This is a genomic window from Streptomyces sp. DvalAA-14 (assembly GCF_900091855.1).
In the GTDB taxonomy this organism is placed as follows: Bacteria; Actinomycetota; Actinomycetes; order Streptomycetales; family Streptomycetaceae; genus Actinacidiphila.
Map to the genome: position 1 here is coordinate 1 of NZ_FMCH01000479.1, position 19,011 is coordinate 19,011.

The 19,011-nt window shown below is 71.2% G+C and carries 17 protein-coding genes; 8 read left to right on the top strand and 9 right to left on the bottom strand.

Annotated features, from left to right (window positions below; translation table 11 throughout):
• Positions 1–286 precede the first annotated feature (286 nt).
• Both GA0115240_RS25325 and GA0115240_RS38615 read left to right on the top strand, forming a co-directional pair.
• Positions 287–1,327 carry a LacI family DNA-binding transcriptional regulator gene (locus GA0115240_RS25325; protein ID WP_256069970.1) on the top strand — a complete coding sequence of 347 codons (1,041 nt, stop codon included), beginning with the start codon at positions 287–289 and terminating at the stop codon, positions 1,325–1,327.
• 183 nt (positions 1,328–1,510) lie between these two features.
• Entirely contained in the window at positions 1,511–1,642 is a 132-nt protein-coding gene (locus tag GA0115240_RS38615; protein WP_256069971.1) for a hypothetical protein, read from the top strand.
• A gap of 131 nt (positions 1,643–1,773) precedes the next feature.
• Here GA0115240_RS38615 and rsgA read toward each other — a convergent pair whose 3' ends face one another.
• Positions 1,774–2,892 (bottom strand): ribosome small subunit-dependent GTPase A, encoded by a 1,119-nt coding sequence (rsgA, locus tag GA0115240_RS25330; RefSeq protein ID WP_093739996.1) that lies wholly within the window; start codon positions 2,890–2,892, stop codon positions 1,774–1,776.
• 297 nt (positions 2,893–3,189) lie between these two features.
• On the bottom strand, positions 3,190–3,996 hold the full coding sequence (locus tag GA0115240_RS25335; RefSeq protein ID WP_093739998.1) for a M15 family metallopeptidase: 807 nt from the start codon (positions 3,994–3,996) through the stop codon (positions 3,190–3,192).
• 92 nt (positions 3,997–4,088) lie between these two features.
• Here GA0115240_RS25335 and GA0115240_RS25340 point away from each other — a divergent pair, with 92 nt between their 5' ends.
• The gene (locus tag GA0115240_RS25340; RefSeq protein ID WP_141708958.1) at positions 4,089–5,084 is read left to right on the top strand and encodes a hypothetical protein; all 996 of its coding nucleotides are present in this window, start codon (positions 4,089–4,091) and stop codon (positions 5,082–5,084) included.
• Positions 5,085–5,215: 131 nt separating this feature from the next.
• Here the strand turns inward: GA0115240_RS25340 and GA0115240_RS25345 are convergent, their stop codons facing one another.
• The gene (locus GA0115240_RS25345) at positions 5,216–6,727 is read right to left on the bottom strand and encodes a glycoside hydrolase family 3 protein (protein ID WP_093740002.1); all 1,512 of its coding nucleotides are present in this window, start codon (positions 6,725–6,727) and stop codon (positions 5,216–5,218) included.
• Positions 6,728–7,344: 617 nt separating this feature from the next.
• Here GA0115240_RS25345 and GA0115240_RS25350 point away from each other — a divergent pair.
• Genes GA0115240_RS25350 through GA0115240_RS25370 form a run of 5 tightly spaced genes read left to right on the top strand, consistent with a single transcriptional unit; the run spans position 7,345 to position 12,678 of the window.
• The gene (locus GA0115240_RS25350) at positions 7,345–8,397 is read left to right on the top strand and encodes a phytanoyl-CoA dioxygenase family protein (protein ID WP_093740004.1); all 1,053 of its coding nucleotides are present in this window, start codon (positions 7,345–7,347) and stop codon (positions 8,395–8,397) included.
• A gap of 2 nt (positions 8,398–8,399) precedes the next feature.
• On the top strand, positions 8,400–9,719 hold the full coding sequence (locus tag GA0115240_RS25355) for a DUF6271 family protein (protein ID WP_093740006.1): 1,320 nt from the start codon (positions 8,400–8,402) through the stop codon (positions 9,717–9,719).
• 11 nt (positions 9,720–9,730) lie between these two features.
• The gene (locus tag GA0115240_RS25360) at positions 9,731–10,909 is read left to right on the top strand and encodes a type III PLP-dependent enzyme (protein WP_093740040.1); all 1,179 of its coding nucleotides are present in this window, start codon (positions 9,731–9,733) and stop codon (positions 10,907–10,909) included.
• Positions 10,910–11,479, top strand: a complete 570-nt coding sequence (locus tag GA0115240_RS25365) for a GNAT family N-acetyltransferase (protein WP_093740008.1) — start codon at positions 10,910–10,912, stop codon at positions 11,477–11,479.
• A gap of 5 nt (positions 11,480–11,484) precedes the next feature.
• Positions 11,485–12,678: an MFS transporter gene (locus GA0115240_RS25370; RefSeq protein WP_093740042.1), complete on the top strand. Its 1,194-nt coding sequence runs from the start codon at positions 11,485–11,487 to the stop codon at positions 12,676–12,678.
• Positions 12,679–12,742: 64 nt separating this feature from the next.
• Here the strand turns inward: GA0115240_RS25370 and GA0115240_RS25375 are convergent, their stop codons facing one another.
• From GA0115240_RS25375 to GA0115240_RS25400, 6 genes are all read right to left on the bottom strand, one after another.
• The gene (locus GA0115240_RS25375) at positions 12,743–13,777 is read right to left on the bottom strand and encodes a zinc-dependent alcohol dehydrogenase family protein (RefSeq protein WP_093740010.1); all 1,035 of its coding nucleotides are present in this window, start codon (positions 13,775–13,777) and stop codon (positions 12,743–12,745) included.
• 70 nt (positions 13,778–13,847) lie between these two features.
• Positions 13,848–14,519, bottom strand: coding sequence for a pyridoxamine 5'-phosphate oxidase family protein (locus GA0115240_RS25380; protein WP_093740012.1), 672 nt, complete (start codon positions 14,517–14,519; stop codon positions 13,848–13,850).
• 226 nt (positions 14,520–14,745) lie between these two features.
• Positions 14,746–15,894: an HTTM domain-containing protein gene (locus GA0115240_RS25385; protein ID WP_107407213.1), complete on the bottom strand. Its 1,149-nt coding sequence runs from the start codon at positions 15,892–15,894 to the stop codon at positions 14,746–14,748.
• Positions 15,884–16,726, bottom strand: coding sequence for a DUF5819 family protein (locus GA0115240_RS25390; RefSeq protein ID WP_141708959.1), 843 nt, complete (start codon positions 16,724–16,726; stop codon positions 15,884–15,886). The genes GA0115240_RS25385 and GA0115240_RS25390 overlap by 11 nt, the downstream gene beginning before the upstream one ends.
• Before the next feature lie 116 nt (positions 16,727–16,842).
• Positions 16,843–18,111, bottom strand: coding sequence for an ice-binding family protein (locus GA0115240_RS25395; protein ID WP_346267982.1), 1,269 nt, complete (start codon positions 18,109–18,111; stop codon positions 16,843–16,845).
• Between the two features lie 384 nt (positions 18,112–18,495).
• Positions 18,496–18,957: a cupin domain-containing protein gene (locus tag GA0115240_RS25400; protein WP_202451732.1), complete on the bottom strand. Its 462-nt coding sequence runs from the start codon at positions 18,955–18,957 to the stop codon at positions 18,496–18,498.
• Between the last annotated feature and the right edge of the window lie 54 nt (positions 18,958–19,011).

Here is a 19,011-nt window from a genome sequence, read left to right on the forward strand (position 1 = left end):
AGCCGCGCCTCAGGCCCGCGCCCCGGACCCGGCGGCCCCGGACCCCGCGCCTCGGGCCCGCACCTCAGCCCCGCGCTTCGGGCCGAGACCCCGCGCCCCGCACCCCGCGCCGGCATCTGCCACCGAAGTACCCGCCAACGGAACCCCGCCCGCCCGGATGAAACCCCCCTGCCACCACCGCGAGCAACATAGAGAGCGCTCTCACACTCCAGCCCGTGACCGGTTACGCTGTGCCTGTCAATTTTCCCCCCGGAATTTCTGTTATCCGCGCGCCGAGGAGCCCTCCGTGTCCGACCCGAGCTTCGCGCCCCGTCCCACCCTGGAGGCTGTAGCGGCGCGAGCCGGGGTGTCCCGGGCGACCGCGTCCCGCGTGGTCAACGGCAGCGAAGGGGTGCGGGCGCCGCTGGCCGAGCGCGTCCGGCAGGCGGTCGACGAGCTGGGCTACGTACCCAACCAGGCCGCTCGGACCCTGGTCACCCGGCGCAACGACGCCATCGCCGTGGTGGTCGCCGAGCCGGAGACCCGCTTCTTCACCGACCCGTTCTTCGCCCAGCAGGTTCGCGGCATCAGCCGCGAACTGACCGCGCACGACAACCAGTTGGTACTGCTGCTGACCGAGGGTGCGGCCGACTACGGGCGGGTGGGCCGCTATCTGGCCGGCGGCCACGTGGACGGCGCGCTCATCTTCTCGCTGCACTCCGACGACTCGCTGCCGGTGATGGCCCGCAAGGCGGGGGTGCCGACGGTCATAGGGGGTCGGCCCAGTTGGTCGGACGGTGAGACGCTGTACGTCGACTGCGACAACCGGGGCGGCGCGCAGGCGGCGGTGCACCACTTGATCGGGCTGGGGCGGCGCCGGATCGCGCACATCGCCGGTCCGCTCGATCAGACGGCGTCGGTGGACCGGCTGGACGGCTACCGCGATGTGCTGCCGGACGTCGATCCCAAGCTGATCGCCGAGGGCGATTTCACGCCGGAGGGCGGCGCCCGGGCCATGGGCGAACTGCTGGACCGCTGGCCGGATCTGGACGCGGTGTTCGCGGCCTCCGACGTGATGGCGTCGGGCGCGCTGCGGGTGCTGCGGAACCGGGGACTGCGGGTGCCCGAGGACGTGGCGGTGGTCGGCTTCGACGACATCCCGTCGGTCTCGGAGTGGACCGATCCGCCGCTGACGACGATCCATCAGAACATCGAGGAGATGGGCCGGATGATGGCGCGGCTGCTGCTGCGCCGGGTGTCATCGCGGGCCGGGGTGGACGGGCAGCCGGCGCCCCCGCTGACGTCGATCGTGACGGCGACGCAGTTGGTGGTGCGGGCCTCGGCGTGACGCCGGGGATCGCCGGTCCGGCGGTCGTACGATCTGCGCCTTTGCGCCGGACCTCGCCTGCCGCCTCCTTGAACGCATCTCGCCGAAGCAGGGGTTGGCAGCCCCGGGCAACGGGAATGTCACGGTCGTGCAGCGAACGTGATGGTGCGGTGAAGGCCGCGCAGGAGGCGAGGAGGGTTCGGTATGGCCTACAGCGTGATTCTCGGGATTGTGATCGTCGCTCTCGTGGTCGCCGGTGTCATCGGGTCTTTCTGGAGCTCGGGCAGTCCCATCGCGGTCCGCCGCCGGCACGGGCGCGGCGGCGGCGCCGGATGAGGCCGGGCGGCGCCCGCTGATCCGCCGCCGCTGATCGGCGGCGGCCGTCGAAGGGACCGACGACCGCCGCAGTACGGCGTGCTGGCCTGCCCTGGAGCGTGCCGGTGCCTGTCGGGTCGGCCGACCTGCCGTCAGAAGACCCGGCCGTGGCGGTGGCCGCCGCCTCCGCCCCGCTTGCGCTCGTACATCTCCTTGCCGGCCACCGACCGTTTCTTCCACTCGCGCCGCAGCTCGGAGCGCAGCCGCTGGTCGGTGCGGGAGGCGAGCCACGCGTTCTCCCGCAGCAGCTTGCGGTAGCTCTCCAGCCGGCGGTGCGGCAAGGTGCCCTCCTCCAGCGCGGCGAGTACGGCGCAGCCGGGTTCCGACTGGTGCGAGCAGTCGTGGAAGCGGCAGTCCTCGGCCAGGGATTCGATCTCGGCGAACACCCGGCCGAGCCCGGCCTCGGCGTCCCACAGTCCGACCCCGCGCAGCCCCGGGGTGTCGATCAGCACGCCGCCACCGGGCATCGGCAGCAGATCCCGGGTGGTCGTGGTGTGCCGCCCCTTGCCGTCGGCGTCCCGGACGGCCTGTACCTCCTGCACGTCTCGGCCCAACAGGGCGTTGGTCAGGGTGGATTTGCCGGCGCCGGACTGCCCGAGCAGGACCGCGCTCCCGCCGTCGAGCACCGCGGCCAGCACATCGAGCCCCTCGCCGTCGGCCGCGCTCACCACGACGACCTCGACGCCGGGCGCGGCGGCCTCCGTGTCGGCCAGCAGATGCGTGGTGTCCGGCACCACATCCGCCTTGGTCAGCGCGACCACCGGCTGCGCTCCGCTCTCCCAGGCCAGGGACAAGAACCGTTCCAACCGCCCGAGCTCCAGCTCGGCGCCGAGCGAGACGCACACCACCACGTGATCCAGATTGGCGGCGAGCACCTGCCCCTCGGACCGCTTCGAGGACGTGGACCGGACGAAGGCGGTCCGGCGCGGCAGCAGCTTCCGGACGAAGCGCGGATCGGCGCCCGCGGCATCGAGCGCGGCCCAGTCGCCGGTGCAGACGATCTTCATGGGGTCGGACGGCATCACCAGCGCGGTGTCCGCCCGCACGATGCCGTCCGCGGTGAACACATCACACTTGTTCCGGTCCACCCGCACCACCCGCCCGGGCACCAGCCCCTGAGCGGCGTACGGCACGAACTCCGCCTCCCACACGTCGTCCCACCCATAGGGCACGAGGGCATGCGAAGAGGCCGAAAGAAAAGAGAAAGACAAGGGAAACCCTTCGAACAGGGTCCCCGGCGCGCGCGCCCAGGCGCGGCAGCAGAAGAGAAGTCAGCCGGAGACCACCGAGAGGAACCGCACGATCAGCTGATTACGGGCATTGCCCATCACGAAAGCAGCCATCGGGTCACACCTCCCGGATCCTTCACACGACCGACGGGGCCCGATCGGGCCCGTCACGAACTCCGGGGACGATATCGCGTTCCGCCGATACCGCACCAGCGATTTATCCGGAGCAGCCGCGGCCGCTGCCGCCCGCCGTGGCGGTGGAGCAGCCGCGGCTCCCGGTCAGCTCAGCGACGAGCGGGCGATCGGGAAGTCGAAGTAGGTCGAGGGGTAGGGCTCATTGTTGAGCGTGTAGTGCCACCACTCGACCGGCAGGTTGGTGAAGCCGGCCGCTTCCATGGCGCTCTTGAGCGTCAGGCGGTTCGCCAGCTGTACGCCGGTGATCCGGGGGTCCAGGGTGTTCGCGAGCGTGTCGAAGCAGTCGAAACCGGTCCCCATGTCGATCGAGTTGTCGGGGAAGCGGGCGCTTCGCGCCGCGTAGCAGGGCACCAGGGGCTCGCCGGGGATATAGGGGCGGGTCCGGACGGCGGGGAGCTTGACGATGGTGAGGTCCATGGTGCTGCCGCGGCTGTGACCGGACTGCGCGGCGATGTAGCCGTCGGTGAACAGGTCGGTCTTGTTCTCGTCGGGGTAGAACTCGCCCTTCATCTTCTGGTCGTTCAGGTCCTGCGCCCAGCGGACGAAGTTGTCGACGGCGCGCTGGGGGCGGTAGCAGTCGTAGACCTTGAGCGAATAGCCGGTCCTGAGCAGCTTCTGCTGGACCTTGTGGAGTGCCAGGGCGGCGGGCTCGGTGAGGATGCAGATCGGCTGTACATAGCCGTCCACGGGCGCTCCGACGAAATTGTGCGGAGTCGCGTACCGGATTTCCTGGATTATGGAGTGGTCGACCGATGCGAGGGCGACGAAGTCGGCGGGCGCCTTTACGTCGTCGGCCACCGCGGTGGTGGGCGAGAAGAGCAGTGCGGACACCATCAGGACCAGCGCGAGGAGCAGAGCGCGGGTCGTCGTCGAATGCGCGTTGCGTAACATGGGCGAAGGTATAGCAGGTCGGATCGGCGTCGATCGGGAGGAGCCGGGTCTGCCCGCTTCGGGTGCGCTGCTGGGTTCGAGAGGGCCGTCGTATGGACTGGAAGAGCCGTTTGACCGTCCGCCAGGCGGAGGGCGACCGGTTTGTGTGGAAACGCAGGCCCACGCCGGTGCTCGACCTGTCGTACGGCGATCTGCGGCTCGCGGCGGTGCGCGAGGCGGCCGGTCGGGGCACCGCCGAGCAGTGGCCGGTGATCCGTGCGCACCTGGCCGCGGCCCGGGACGGCGAGGATCTGACCTTCCTGGTCGAGGGACTGCGGACGGCCTGGGGCGTGGAGCGCTGGATCGGCGAGGTGATCGCCGCGGAACCGGGCGATCCGCTGCCGAGGCTGGTGTCCGCCGCCCGGCACATCGGCTGGGCGTGGCACGCTCGCGGTGAGTCCGACGCCGTCCCGGACCGGCAGCGGAAGCTCTTCCGGGCCCGGCTGGAGACCGCTGAGGAGCAGCTCTTCGCGGTGGTCGAGCGCGAGCCCTCGTGGGCGGCGCCCTGGTACTTCCTGCAGATCAGCGGCCGGGGCCTGGAGGTCGGGCCGCAGGAGGCCGACCGCCGGTTCGAGGCCGCCTGCCGCCGGGCGCCCGGTCACCTGGCCGCGCACCGGGAGCACCTGCAGCAGCTGTCCCGGAAATGGGGCGGCTCGCACGAGCGGATGCACGCCTTCGCCCGGGAGGCGATGCTCGCCGCGCCCGGGGGCAGCGCGCTGGGCGAGCTGGTCGCCATGGCCCACCTGGAGGAGTGGCTGAGCCTGGGCGGCGACCCGGAGTCGCTCCAGCTGAGCAGCCCGCAGGTGGTCGGCGCCCTGCACGAGGCGGCCGACCGCTCGGTGCGCCACCCGGCCTTCGTCCGGCAGCGGGACTGGACCATCACGTTCAACGTCTTCGCGATGGCCTTCGCCCTGGCCGGCGACCACCGCGCCGCACAACCGCTGTTCCGGGTGCTGGGCAAACGGGTCACCGAGACGCCCTGGAAGTACCTCGACGGAAGGTCTCCGCTGGTCCCCTACCTCCGCTGGCGCTCCCGGGTCGCCCGCTGACCGCCGCGCCCGGGCGGACACGGCGGTCCCGGGAGCGGCGATCCGAGCACGGCGATCCGAGCACGGCGATCCGAGCACGGTGCTCCGGGCGCGACGGTCCGGGCCCGGGCTCCCCGGCCGGCGGCTCCCGGCTACCGGGCTCCGACCAGGACCTCCGCCGCCGCCACCCCGGAAGCGGCGGTGGCGCCGTGGGTGAAGATCTGGACGGCGCCGGCGACGGAGTCGCCCGGCAGGCCCATTTCCACCACGATCGCGTCCGGGCGCACCCCGGCGAGGTCGGCCAGGGCGCGGCCCATCCACTTGTTGCGGGTGGCGTCCCGCACGACGATGACCAGCGGTCGCCCGGCGGCGGGCTCCAGCGCGTACTCCTGGAGGACGGCGGGGCGGGTCACCAGCTGGTGGTGGTGCACGCGGACGAAGGTGGTGCCGGGCAGCCGCTCGCGCAACGGGCCACCGACGCCCCAGGGCGTCTCCTTGCCGATGGCCAGATTGGTCGACGGCACCAGTTCCACCACGTGCGGGGGCGCGGTCAGCGGGAGGATGTCGTCCACCGGGCCGGTCAGGCGAATCGCGCGGCGGGCGGCGACGAAGCCGATGTCGCCGCTGATCGGATTGACCGGCACCGACCGGGCCAGGCCCGCCGACCATTCGGCGAACGCCCGGACCTGGTTGGACGCCTCGATCAGGCGCGCCTCGGTGAGCTCTCCGGACTGCACGGCGTGCACCAGCGCCCCGGCGAGGAGGTCGGCCACGCCTTCTCCGGCGCTCTCCCCGCCGACGCAGACGGCGTCCGCGCCGGCCACCACGGCCTTCACCGTGGCACCCTCGATGCCGTAGCGGTCGGTCACGGCGCCCATCTCGATGGCGTCGGTGACGATCAGGCCGTCGAAGCCGAGTTCCTTGCGGAGCAGCCCGCCCAGGATGCGGCTGCTGAGGGTGGCGGGCAGGTGCGCGTCGTAGGCCGGCACGAGCAGGTGGCCGCTCATGACCGCGCGCACCCCGGCATCCAGGGCCGCCCGGAAGGGGGGCAGCGCCTGCGCGGCGATGGTGTCGAGGTCGGCGTCGTAGCTGGGCAGGCCGTGGTGGGAGTCGACGGCGACGTCCCCGTGCCCGGGGAAGTGCTTGGCGCAGGCGGCGACCCCGGCCGACTGGAGTCCCCGGATCCAGGCGGCGGCATGCCGCGCCACCAGCTCGGGGTCCACGCCGAAGGACCGGACGCCGATGATGGGGTTGTCGGGGTTGGAGTTGACGTCCACGCTGGGCGCGTAGTTGAGGCTCACTCCGACGGCGTGCAGCTGGCCGCCCAGATCCCGGGAGACCGACGCGGTCAGCTCGGTGTCGTCCACGGCGCCGAGGGCGAAATTGCCCGGCCGGGTGGAACCGGTGGACGATTCGATCCGCGTGACGTCGCCCGCCTCCTCGTCGATGGCGACGATCAAGGACGGGTTCTCGGCGCGCAGTTGAGCGGTCAGCGAGGCCACCTGCTCGGGCGAGGATATGTTGCGGGAGAAGAGCACCACGGATGACAGCCCGTCACCGATGGCCCGCAGTACCCAGTCCGGCGCCTGCGTGCCGACGAAACCCGGTTGCAGGACGGAGAGCGCGAGTCGTCGCAGCTCCTCGCTGTGCTTGCTGGAGGACATCAACTGGGCCTTCCACGTAGAACCAACGCACTGGTCGCGCCTCGGCGGCCATTGGTACAGACCAACGGATACTGGCTCAGCCCGATCTGCAGTGTCAAGGGCCCCGGCGCCCACTGCGGACCGGTACGCACCGGCCACGTTGCGCACACCCCCGCACTGCCGCTACTAATGGCGGGAAGTCACCCGCGGTAGGTAATCACATGCATGCGGCAACGAATTGGTCCGCACAGCATCGCCACCGCCGGTCGCGGTCATCGAAAAAGCGCAGAAAATACTCCTTCTTCGTAAGCTCCCCATCGCTGACGCAATGTGAACCAACGTGCCACGCCGCCGACTTGGACAACGCGTCCGGTCAACTCGGCGTTTGACATTCCGAGTTGGTCTAGTCCACTTTAGTGCTGCGCGAGTTCAGCGAGCGACAACCGCGGCGTACGTCCGGGGGGACGAGCAAGCTGGCCGGCGGAGCCCACAGGGAACACCCAGGCAGGACGGGCGGTCTCTGCGCCCCGCCACCAGGCGATTCCCACCGGCGGCACCACCCATTGCCGTGCGTGTTTCCTCGCGCACCGACAGCAGCGGGGGCGGCTCTGCGGTGGCCCGCTCGTGAACTTCGAACCATGGAGCGACTTTTGTTGGCGCCCAACCGTCCTTACCGAGCCTCCTCGGAACTCCCGTACTTCAGCTCGGACGGCGACACCTATCTCGCGCAGACACCCCTGCGCGATCTCCGCAAGACCCAGAAGCTTCGCGTGCTGTCCGAGCAGGACTTCGCCTTCTGGCAGACCTACGGCTATGTCGTGGTGGAGCAGGCGATCCCCACCCGGGCCGCGCAGGAACTGCTCGAATTCGCCTGGGACTTCCAGGGGCTCGATCCCGACCGGCCGGAAACCTGGTACCAGGAACGTGAATTCCGCTCGGACCTGGACCGGGAGCTGCACATCTACGGCTTCGTGGAGGCGTACCACCACCAGTTGCTCTGGGACAGCCGCCAGACGCAGCGGGTCTACGACGCCTTCGTCGACGTCTGGGACTGCGAAGAGCTCTGGGTGACCCAGGACCGGCTCAATCTCAACCCGCCCAACATCAACAACCGCGACCGCGCCCTGATCGCCCCCACCGAGCGCGGATTCGACATCAAGCTCCACTGGGACATCGACACCACCCTCGATGTGCTCCCGCAGCGGGTGCAGGGGATCATCGCCCTGAACGACACCAAGCCCGACCAGGGCGGATTCCAGTGCGCGCCCGAACTCTTCCACCGGTTCGAGGAGTGGAAGGCGGGCCAGCCGGCCGATCGGGACCCGATCCGCCCCAACACCGATCCGGCGCAGTTCCCCGTCGTCCGGCCCGACCTCAAGGCCGGGGACCTGCTGATCTGGAACGGCGCGCTGGCGCACGGAGTCGCGCCGAACACCTCGGCGAACGGGGTCCGTTCGGCCCAGTACCTCTCCATGATGCCCGCCCTGGAGTCGCACCGGGAACTGCGCCGCTCCCGGGTCGAGTCCTGGCGCACCCTCAGCACCCCGGAGTGGAACAAGACGCTGGTCGGTGACCCCGTCCGGCACGAGTCGCTCCGCTACGGCCCGGCGACCCTGACCGAGCTGGGCGCCAAGCTGCTGGGGCTCGACTCCTGGCACCCGCGGAACGCCGACCAGGCGACCGGAGCGTAGCCGTGCGCAAGATCTGTCTGGCCCTTCCCACCAACCGGCCCTGCGCCGAGACGATTTCCGCGGTGCACCAGGAGGCGGTTTACGCCGCCGAGAACTTCGGCGTCGAGGTCCACCTACTGGTCCTGGACTCCAGCGAGGAGTCCGCCGCCGCCCGGCACGGGCAGGTTCTCCGCGACCTGCCCGCCGTACCGGGTGTGGTCGCGCACCATCTCGGCGAAGCCCAGCAGCGGGAATTCCTGGCGCGGGTGATCGGTCGGGCCGGGCTGGACAAGCCCGAACTGCTGCTCGACCTCATGCTCCCGGCCCGGCTTTCCTACGGGGCCTGCACCAATCGCGCCTTCCTGATCGCCGCCGCGCTCGGATGTGCGTCCGTGCACCGCAGGGACTCGGACAGCCGCTACCAACTCCTCGCGGGCGAGCCGGTCTTCCCCATCCACCATGAGCTGCTCTCGCTCGGCGAGCGGGCGGCCGACGCGGCGGGCGCGGTGACCGAGACCGCGCTGGACGCCCGGCACGCGGACAAACCCGTGTCCATGGTGGGCAGTTCCTTCGTCGGCGAGATGTCCGTGGACATCGAGGAGATGTACCGGATCGACCCGGACGTCTACTACGAGGTGGTCGGCCTGTGGGCGCCCTTCCACTGGTCGGCGCAGGACAAGCGGCAGTTCGCCGACGACTCCTTCCGCGGCGCCGGCGCCGAGACGTTCACCCGGGACCACTCGGTGCTGACCCTGGTCGACCCCATGCGGGTCGACATGTGCAACATCGCCTTCCGCGGAGTGCACGAACAGGTGCCGCTGATGCCGGCCACCGACACGATAGGCAGCGACTACTTCCTCATCCACCTCGTGCACGACGCCACCCTGCCCGGCGTCCTGCACAACCGGAACATCGTGAACTACTACACCGGCGAGCGCCGCACCGACGCGGGATTCATGGCGTACCAGATGCGCTTCGCCAAGTTCTTCTTGTCCATGCTCTACCTCAACGCCGTCTACGACCGGATGGAAAAGGCCGGCGAGGCCCTGCTGGACGAGCGGCACGGCATTCGGGTGCCGGTGATCGTCGACTTCCTGCGGGAGAGCAGCCGGCTGGACAACGCCGAGAACGTGCAGCGGCTGGACGCCCTCGACCGGACCTACCGCAAACTCGGCGGCAGATACGCCCGCTTCGCCGACCTCCTGGCGGAAAGCCGGGCCCGGCTGCTGGACGAGGCCCGCCGGGACATCGAGGATTTCGCCCTGCTCACCGAGACCTGGTCGGCGATGATCCGGACGAGCCGGACCACCGGTTTGTATCAGCTCCAGCGGCATCCCGGCTGAAACCGTCCATGATGCACGAGAACACTCTGCTCTCCGCGCTGGCGGCCGCCACCGACGACCGGATCGTCTTCGATCTCACCGGGATCGAGGAACGCTACGCGTCCTTGCGGCGGGAACTGCCGGACGTGTCGGTGCGCTTCGCCATGAAAGCCTGCCCGGTCGACGAGGTGCTCGCCTGCCTGGGACGGCAGGGCAGCGGCGTCGACGCGGCAAGCCTCAATGAGATCAGGCAGGCGCTGGCCGCCGGTATTCCGGTCGGCAGAATTCACTACGGCAACACCATCAAGTCCGACACGGACATCGCCGAGGCCCACCGCCTCGGTATCAGGGATTTCGCCACCGACAGCCTCGAAGATGTCAGGGCGATCGCCGCTCACGCCCCGGGTTCCCGGGTGTTCTGCCGACTGGCCACCGACGGCGAGGGCGCGCTGTGGGGCCTGAGCAAGAAATTCGGCTGTTCGGCGGCCGACGCGGTGGCCGTACTGGAAACCGCGCGGGAGGCGGGCCTGGAGGCGGCCGGCCTGTCGGTGCACGTGGGTTCCCAGCAGATGACGGCCAGTGCCTGGCGGCGGGCCATCGATCAACTGGTGGACGTCCTGGCTGAATTGGCGGGGCGGGGCACAGTGCTGCGTCAGGTCAATCTCGGCGGCGGTCTGCCGGCCCTCGGCTACGTGGACAAGCGCGGCAGGCCGCTCGACCCGCCGATCGACAAGATGTTCGCGGTGATCCGGGAGGGCATGCAGCACTGCCGGGAGGCGGCGGGGAGCGAGCTGGAATTCCTGGTGGAGCCCGGCCGGTATCTCGTCGCCGACCACGGCGCCATCCGGGCGCACGTCTCGCGGCTGACGACACGGCACGCGGCGAACGGCGATCCCCAGCACTGGCTGTATCTGAGCTGCGGGAAGTTCAACGGCCTGTTCGAGATGGACGAGCTGCAGTACCGATTCGCCTTTCCCACCCACCAGGACACCCCGTCCGTCCTGGCCACCGTCGCCGGGCCCACCTGCGACAGCGACGACGCCTACTCCCGCGCGCACGGCCCGGTCCGGGTACCCGAGTCGATCGCGTCCGGCGACCCGGTCTGGGTGCTGTCCAGCGGTGCCTACGCGGTCAGTTACATGACGCAGGGCTTCAACGGCTTCAGTCCGCTGCCCTATACGTGCGTCACCCGGACGGAAGGCGGACAGTAGATGGAACCGGACGGGCGGGTGCGGCCGGTCGGCGCCGAGGACTGGGACGGCATCGTGGCCCTCGAAGCCGCCGCCTACGCCGCCATGGGGATATCCGAGGACCGGTCCGCGCTGGAATCAAAGGTCTGGGCATCGCCGACGACCTGCTGCGTACTGGATCTCGGGCACCGGCTCGCCGGTTATCTGCTGGCCCTGCCGTACCCGGCGTTGGAATTCCCCGACCTCACCCGCCCGGAAGAGGTCGTCTTCCGTTCGCGCAACCTGCATCTGCACGATCTCGTCGTCGCCGGGGACCTTCGCGGCCGAGGACTCGGGAAGCGTCTGCTGCGCCATCTGACGGCCGGCGCCCGGCAGCAGGGATACGAGCAGATCTCCCTGGTCGCGGTCGACGGCAGCCACACCTTCTGGTCGGCGAACGGCTTCACCCCCCGGCCCGGCGCCGTGAACTCCGCGAGCTACGGGCCGAGTTCTGTGTACATGTCCATGGCCCTGCGGTCGGAAGAGGCCGGGACCCCGACAACGGTCGGCGGTCAGCCGGGCGGATCACCAGCACGAGACGAAGTGGGATGAACCTGATGTACCGCGTTCGCGATCCGTTCCGCCAAGGGCAGGTGGCCATCTCGGCGCTGTTCTTCTCCCTGGGCTTCCAGTACGCCACGTGGGCGTCGAGGCTCCCCGCGATCAAGTCGCACCTCGGCCTGACCGCCGCCGAGGTGGGTCTGCTGCTGATGGCCACCGGTATCGGTGCGGTGGCCGCGTTCCCACTGGTCACCATGCTGATGAGAAGGATGGGATCCAAGCACCTGGCGCTGGCCTCGGCGGCCGGCCTGGCCCTGCTGCTGCTCGCCATGTCCGCGCTGCCCGACTATCCGGTCGCCCTGCTGGTGATGGCGTGCGACGGCGCTCTCGTGGCCTGCCTCAACGTCGCGATGAACGCGCAGGGTGCGGCGCTGGAGGTCGCCCACGAGCGCAACGCCATGTCGAAGCTGCACGCCACCTTCAGCGGCGGGTCGCTGGCCGCGGCGCTGCTGGCGTCCGGCATGAACGCCGTGACGCCGACGGTGGCCGTCCACTTCGCGGTGGCCGCCGCGCTGATGCTGCTCGTCGTCGGGCTGCCCGCGACGGGGCTGCTGACGGCGGACCGGCCCGCGGACAGCAGCGGCCAGGAGGGTCGGGACGGTCCGGACAGCGGGCAGGACAAGCAGCGCGGCCGCTGGACCCTGCCGTCGCGGGTGACCTTGTGGCTGGGGGCCGCGATGGTGTTCGGCACGGTGACCGAGGGCGCCATGAACGACTGGTCGGCGCTGTACCTGAAGGATGTCGCCAAGGCGTCGGCGGAATTGGCCCCCATGGGGATCGCGGTCGTCTCGGTGATGATGGTGCTGGCCCGGGTGTTCGCCGACGGCTGGCGCAGCCGCTGGGGCGACGGCGTGATCGTCCGGGCCGGCAGCGCCCTGGCCGGGGCGGGACTGGCCCTCGCGCTGCTCAGCGGCGGCGTGGTGCCGGCCCTGATCGGCTTCGCCTGCGTGGGCCTCGGCATCGCCGCGGTGACCCCTTGCGTGTACGTGGCCGCGGCCAAGCAGGGCTCGGACGCGCTCACCGTGGTGGCGACGATGGGAACGGTGGGGCTGCTCGCCGGGCCGCCGGTCATCGGTTTCATAGCGAACGCGAGCGGACTGGTCTGGGGTCTGGGCGCGGTCGCCGCGTCGGCGGGCCTGGTGTCGCTGTGCAGCACGCGCATCCGCTGGACCGCGCCGGTCAGCGGCTGACGGCGGCCGACGACGGCCGACGACGGCCGATCCCGGGTGGCGACCGCCGATGCTCCGGTGGCCGTCAGCCGCCGCCCGGGATCAGCACCGCGGCGCCGTTCACCCGGTCGGCGGCCAGGTCCGCCAGTGCCTGGTCCGCCCGGCTCAGCGGATACGTGGTGACGGTGGCGCGGATCCCGATGCGTTCGGCGGTGGCGAGGAAGTCCCGGCCGTCCTGGCGGGTGTTGGAGGTGACACTGCGCAGATCCCGCTCCTGGAACAGGTGCCGCTGGTAGTTCAGGGCCGGGATGTCGGTGAGGTGGATGCCGGCCACGGCGAGTTTCCCGCCGCGGTCGAGCGCCGCCAGCGCCACCGGCACCAGGTTGCCGACCGGCGCGAAGAGGATCGCCGAGTCGAGCGGTTCGGGAGGCGCGTCGTCGGCGTCCCGCGCGGAGGACGCGCCCAGTTCCAGGGCGAGTCGGCGGGCCTGCTCGGCGCGGGTCAGGACGTGGACGCGCGCCCCGTCGGCGAGGGCCACCTGCAGGGCCAGATGGGCCGAGGCGCCGAAGCCGTAGATGCCGAGCCGCCCACCCGGCGGCAGTTCGCTGCGGCGCAGGGCGCGGAAGCCGATGATCCCGGCGCACAGCAGCGGCGCCAACTGCGCCGCTTCCGCGTCCTCGGGCAGCGCGTAGGCGTAGTCCTCGGGGACCACCGTGATGTCGGCGAAGCCGCCGTCGGCGTCCCAACCGGTGTACTGGGACGCCGGGCAGAGATTCTCCTGGCCCCGCAGGCAGTAGCGGCAGGTGCCGCAGGTGTCGCGCAGCCAGGCGCCGCCGACCCGCGCACCAAGCCGGAACCGCGAGGTGCGCTCCCCGGCGGCGATCACCCGGCCGACGATCTCGTGTCCGGGGACGGTGGACGGCCGGTGCGGCGGCAGGTCGCCCTCGGCCAGGTGCAGGTCCGTCCGGCACACCCCGCATGCCTCCACCCGCAGCAGGAGGTCGTGGGGGCCGGGCTCGGGTACGGGGCGGCGGACCATGGCCAGCGGACCCGAGGCGATCGGCCCCGTCCGTTCGACGGCCCAACCGCTCAGCTGTCCTGCCGTCGACCCGAGCGCCATGTCTCCACGATGCGGCCGATCGGCCGGGGCGGCAATCGGGGCGGCGGCCGGGGCCCGCGGCTGCCCGGCCTCAGGTGCGCCCGATGTGGCGTCCGGTGACGCTGTCCGGACGGATGCGGATCCACAGCGGGCGGTCGCCGCCGGCCCACGGCCTCGTGGTGTGCCGCGCGGTCAGCCGCTCGACGGTCTCCGGGTCGTCGATCCGCTCGACCTCGCCGGTGATGAGCACCGTCCAGCCGCTGCTCATCCGGTCGTCGATCCGGTCGACCTGGAAGGACACCTCCGTGCCGGACTCGGGACCGGCCACGCCGTGCGGGGCGGTCCGGTAGAGGATCGCCCCGTCGTCCACCGCGTAATTGACCGGCAGCACCGCGGGGGCCGGCTCGACGGCCACGGCCACCCGGCCCACCCCCTGGGCGCCGAGCTTGTCCCAGCACTCGGTCGCGGTCATCCGGACGAGAACGGGGTGGGGCGCCGCCCCGGTCCGCCCGGGTGGCGGCTCGCTCGGCCCTTCGAGCAGTTCCCGGTAGGTCAGGTGCAGGGCCGCAGCGACCCGGACCAGACCGCCGGGGTCGAAGTCGAGGTCCGCGTCCAGCAGGGTCCGCAGATAGCGCGGCGCCATGCACGCCTCGGTGGCCAGCGTGTCCTCGCTCATGCCCAACGCGTCGCGGCGCTCGGTGACGTGGCGGGCGACGACGCCCGGGCCGGGCTGCCGCGGCTGGGGTTCGGCGGACTCGTGCACGCGAGTGGCCTCCTTGGCTGTCCGGCGGGCGGTTCCCCGACGGGCCTGCGGACCGCCGCTGCTCCACCCTTCCGCAGATGACGGAGGTTCGCCATCCGACGCGCGGCCCCGCCGCGGTCGCGGGCAGGTCCGGATCGACGCGGGGATTGGCCCCGGGCCGCCGGGAGGACCGAGGCCCGGGCCCCGCCGGGCCGCTGCGGTCCCGGGCCCCGACGGGCGGACGGGGCTACGGGGCCTGCGCGGCCGGTTCCGTGTCCCCCGGTTGGGTCGGTACGAGCCCGGTCCGCCGCGGCGGCGTCACCGGCGGGCCGGACCGGACCCGCCCCAGGGCGCGGCGGCCGAGGCGGGCCGCCGAGCGGTAGAAGCGGTCGGGCAGGAAGGCGGCGTCGGCCACGATCATGGCGCCGGAGAAGATCGGCAGGCCCATCAGGACGGCGATGCCCAGGTGCATGCCCAGCAGCATGACGAGGACGACGTACTTGAGCCGGCTGAACAGGGCGAACGGAAAGGCGACTTGCAGCAGCACGGTCAGATAGCTGGACACGGCGACGAACAGCGGGTGGCTGTCCGCCACGGCCGACAGCGCCGGCCAGGGCCTGAAGAGGTCGAGGTTCAGCACGTAGTGCAGCGCGGTGCCGTTCTGCCAGCTGGCGCCCTGCACCTTGTACAGCCCGGCCGAGCCGTACAGCAGGCAGACCTGGGCGGCGATGACGAGCATGGCGCAGTTGTGCAGGGCGGTGACCAGGCAGCCGCGGGCCACCGCCGCCTGCGACCACAGGTCGCTGGTCGCGCGCCACAGTGCCCAGCGGTCGAGGCGGCCGGCGCCCGCGCGGCGGGCGGTCCTGCGGGCGTCGAGGGACCAGCGGCGGCCGCTGGCGGTGCAGGTGAGGTACAGGGCCATCAGGAGGATCAGGTTGTCGCCGCCGTCGGTCATGAAGATGGCCCGCGCGTGGAAGGCCGCCACCACGACCGCGAACAGGATCGACGTCGCCCTGGTCCGCCAGCCGAGCATGAACAGCGCGCAGACGGCGAGAGCGGCCAGGTAGCAGACGTCGAGGTACACCCTGCTGTCCGACAAGGTGAGGAAGCTGAACCACCCCGTCTGCCGGAACAACTCGGTGGCCAGTGCCGGGGTCCACGGCGAGTCGGGGCCCCAGATCTCGTCGCGGTGCGGGAACTCCCGCAGCAGGAAGGCCAGATAGATCAGCCCGTAGCCGATGCGCAGCGCCGCGGCGGCGTAGAGGGAGACGGCCCCGCGGGTCAGCAGGGTGAACCCCCGGTCCAGGAGCGAGTGGGCGCTCCGCGCGGGCCCGGCCACCGGCTCGATGCGGCCGCCCGGTGCCGGCGCGGCGGTTGCCAACTGGTCAGTGGTCATGGGTGCTCGCCTTCCACCAGGGCAGGAACCGGGTGTTGACCGCGGAGGAGGGGGTCGCCAGCGGGTGGCCGGTCGCGTCGAGACCCGCCACGGGCGCGGTGCGTACCCGCAGTTGGATCGCGGTGAAGGCGCCGTGCCGGTTCGCGGCGACGCGCTCGGCAGCGATGTTCCGCAGGTATTCCTGCCACATCGCGGCGCGTTCCGAGGACGGGGTGTCGCTGTTGCCGTGCGTGTCGAGGTAGCCGCTCCAAGCCCGGCGCAGCATGTTCTGTGCGGTGTGGCTCGGGAAGACGCTGTGCCGGACGTCGGCATTGTCGATCGCGGTCAGATCCAGCCAGCCGCCGACCTGCCGGGATCCGTCGGGGGCGGTGGACGCCGCGCGGACCGAGATCTGCGGGACGGCCGATTCCGGCTCCGGCGCGAACAGCCGCCAGTTCTGCTCGAAGAAGGGATAGATCCAGCTCTGGATCGGCCGGGCGTAGCGCTGCGAGATCTGATTCGCGGGGGCCACGTGCAGGAACACGAAGGCCACGTGGAGCAGGGAGATCAGGACGAGCGAGGCCGCGGCGGCCTTGGTCGCCAGACGCAGCGGCGGCGGCAACTCCCGCAGTCCCGCCGGGTTTGCGGGGGGCCGGTCCGGCACTCGCCCACGCGGGCGTCCCGTGCCGGGCGGCGCGCCGGGCCGGATGCCGGCGGACTGCGGCGCCCCGGCCGTCGCCCCGGCCGCCATTGCCGCGGTCACCTCGGCGGTCACCTCGGCGGTCTCCCCGGTGGTCACCGCCTTCGGTTCACCGCCGGTCCGCACCATGTCTGTCGGGCCAGTCGATGTCATCCCGGCCCCTCCTCTCGCAACTCTGCCGCTGAACTCGCGTGTGCCGGGCGGACGTCCGGCGGCGTGCGGCGGAGGTGAATCGCTCCGCCGCACGCCGCCGGTACCGCCAGCCGGGGTCAGTACTGCTTGGCCGGCTTCTCGTGGTCGTGCTTCTGGTGGTCCTTCTTCTGGTGGTCCTTGTCCTGGTCGGGGCCGTGCGGCTTCTTGGCGCACTTCTTCTTGGGCTGCTTGTGGGGCTTGCCCGGCTTGTGGCCCGGCTTGTGCGGCTTCGGGTGGTCGACCGGCTTGTTCGGGGGCTTGTGGCCGCCGTGGTGCGGGGGCCGGTGCACGCAGTGGCAGTTCTGACCGCCACCGTTGCCGCCGCCGATGTTCCCTGCCGTGTTGCCCACGGTGTTGCCGGCCGTGTTGCCCGATGTGACGTTGCCGCCGATGGAGCCGCCGGTGATGCTGCCGCCGGTGGTACCGCCGGTCGTGACACCGCCCAGGGCGCCGCTCGTCGTGCCGCCGGTGGTGACGCCGCCGAGCACCCCGCCCAGCACCCCGCCGAGCAGGCCGCCGGTGGTCGTACCGCCGGTGGTGACGCCCCCGGTGATCAGCCCGCCGGTCGTCGTACCGGTCGTCGTACCGGTCGTGGTGCCCGTGGTGGTCCCGGTGGTCGTACCGCCGGTCACCGTGCCGCAGGAGGGCCGGGTGACGTTGTTGGTGTCGAGGGTGACCGAGCCGTTGCGCGCCAGCACCCGGCCGTTGACGGTCGCTCCGGTGTTCAGCGTGTCCGAGGTCAGCGCCATCATGGTGCCGACGAAGGTGCTGTTGGTACCGAGGGTGGCCGAACTGCCGATCTGCCAGAAGACATTGCACGGCGAGGCCCCGTTGACCAGGAGTACCTGGCTGGCGGAGGCCGTGGTCAGCGTCGAGCCGATCTGGAAGACCCAGACCGCGTTGGGGTCACCGGCCGCGTCCAGGGTGAGCGGGCCGGTGATGCCGATGGAGGACGACCCGTTGTAGACGCCGGGCGCCAGGGTCAGGCCCCCGATGTCACCCGCGATGCTGGCGTCGGGCGCCTGGCTGGCGGCGTCGTTGTACGCCGTGGTCAGGTCGGTCTGCGCCTGCAGCGCGACCGCGTCGGCGGAGTGGGTGGCCCCGTTCACCAGGCCGGGCGGGAAGCCCGTGATCGCCGTGCCGGGGCTCACGCCCAGATCGCCGGTGATCACGCTGGGACCGGTGTTCGTCACGGTCTGGCCGCCCAGGACCGCGAAACTGGTGGCGGTGCCGAGCGGAACAGCTGTCGCGATGGCGCTCGCCTGCGTCGGGGTGACCGCGACCACGGTGCCGGCCAGCAGGGCGACCGATGCGATCGAAGTGGAAGCGGCACGCCAACGAGGCACGCCGGGGATGGTCAATTTCATCGAGGGGGCCTACTCCTGTTGGGGAAATGGAAAGTCCCACGGCGACCCCTGGTACGTGCTGGATCGCCGATCAGCTCTCCCCGCCGGCAGGCCGCGTTTCCTCAAGATCTGACCCGTGACGGCCAAGGGAAGAGACAGCGATTAAAGTAGGTTTATCCGAGTCTTTCGTTTTGGCGCATTAGGGTGATTCTCGCCTTGTAACCCGGATGGCGGCACGACGAATTGGCATATGCGCTGGTCAGCGGCCTGCCGTCCGTGCGGACCGGGCTGATTCGCGCCACGCCCGGCGGTCGTCGCTGCATCCTGCTGTGGGCCTTCTTCGACAAGGCGGGTGCGGGGAGAGTTCGAGGCGGCCGGCCGACGTCAGCGGGGCGGGCCGACGATGATCTGGCCGTACAGGTCGGCGGCCTCGGCCATGCGGTCCCGGGAGATCTCGAAGCCCTCCGGCCGGGGGGTCGCCAGATCGCGCCCGGCATGCCGGAACATGCCCTCGATGCCGCCGGGGGTGCACATCATCAGCAGGTCGGCCGTGTCGGAGGTGATGCGGTAGCTGTGCGGGACGTTCCGCGGCAGGAAGACGATCCCGCCCTCCGACAGCTCCATCTCCTGGTCGTCGCACCACAGCAGCGCGGTGCCCTTGATCAGCATGAAGACCTCGTCCTCACGGGTGTGCGTGTGGTACGGCGGCGCTTCACCCTTGCTGACGGTGAACCGTCCGACGGTCAACTGTCCGTCGGTGGCCGCGCTGTCCAGGAGTACCGAGAACACTCCCCCGTCGAGCCATTCGAGCTTCTGCTGCTGGTCGGGCTGTGCGAGGTAGGCCATGCTCACGGCGGAGTCCGTTCTGTGCTGGTCGGCGGGCGCCTGTCATCGGCCCGA

Excerpts from the sequence above, each read along its gene's own strand:
- GA0115240_RS25370 (WP_093740042.1), top strand. The coding sequence starts at position 11,485 with ATGTACCGCGTTCGCGATCCGTTCCGCCAAGGGCAGGTGGCCATCTCG.
- GA0115240_RS25385 (WP_107407213.1), bottom strand. The coding sequence starts at position 15,894 with ATGACCACTGACCAGTTGGCAACCGCCGCGCCGGCACCGGGCGGCCGC.
- GA0115240_RS25365 (WP_093740008.1), top strand. The coding sequence starts at position 10,910 with ATGGAACCGGACGGGCGGGTGCGGCCGGTCGGCGCCGAGGACTGGGAC.
- GA0115240_RS25390 (WP_141708959.1), bottom strand. The coding sequence starts at position 16,726 with ATGACATCGACTGGCCCGACAGACATGGTGCGGACCGGCGGTGAACCG.
- GA0115240_RS25335 (WP_093739998.1), bottom strand. The coding sequence starts at position 3,996 with ATGTTACGCAACGCGCATTCGACGACGACCCGCGCTCTGCTCCTCGCG.
- GA0115240_RS25350 (WP_093740004.1), top strand. The coding sequence starts at position 7,345 with ATGGAGCGACTTTTGTTGGCGCCCAACCGTCCTTACCGAGCCTCCTCG.
- GA0115240_RS25345 (WP_093740002.1), bottom strand. The coding sequence starts at position 6,727 with ATGTCCTCCAGCAAGCACAGCGAGGAGCTGCGACGACTCGCGCTCTCC.
- GA0115240_RS25340 (WP_141708958.1), top strand. The coding sequence starts at position 4,089 with ATGGACTGGAAGAGCCGTTTGACCGTCCGCCAGGCGGAGGGCGACCGG.
- GA0115240_RS25360 (WP_093740040.1), top strand. The coding sequence starts at position 9,731 with ATGCACGAGAACACTCTGCTCTCCGCGCTGGCGGCCGCCACCGACGAC.
- GA0115240_RS38615 (WP_256069971.1), top strand. The coding sequence starts at position 1,511 with ATGGCCTACAGCGTGATTCTCGGGATTGTGATCGTCGCTCTCGTGGTC.
- GA0115240_RS25375 (WP_093740010.1), bottom strand. The coding sequence starts at position 13,777 with ATGGCGCTCGGGTCGACGGCAGGACAGCTGAGCGGTTGGGCCGTCGAA.
- GA0115240_RS25400 (WP_202451732.1), bottom strand. The coding sequence starts at position 18,957 with ATGGCCTACCTCGCACAGCCCGACCAGCAGCAGAAGCTCGAATGGCTC.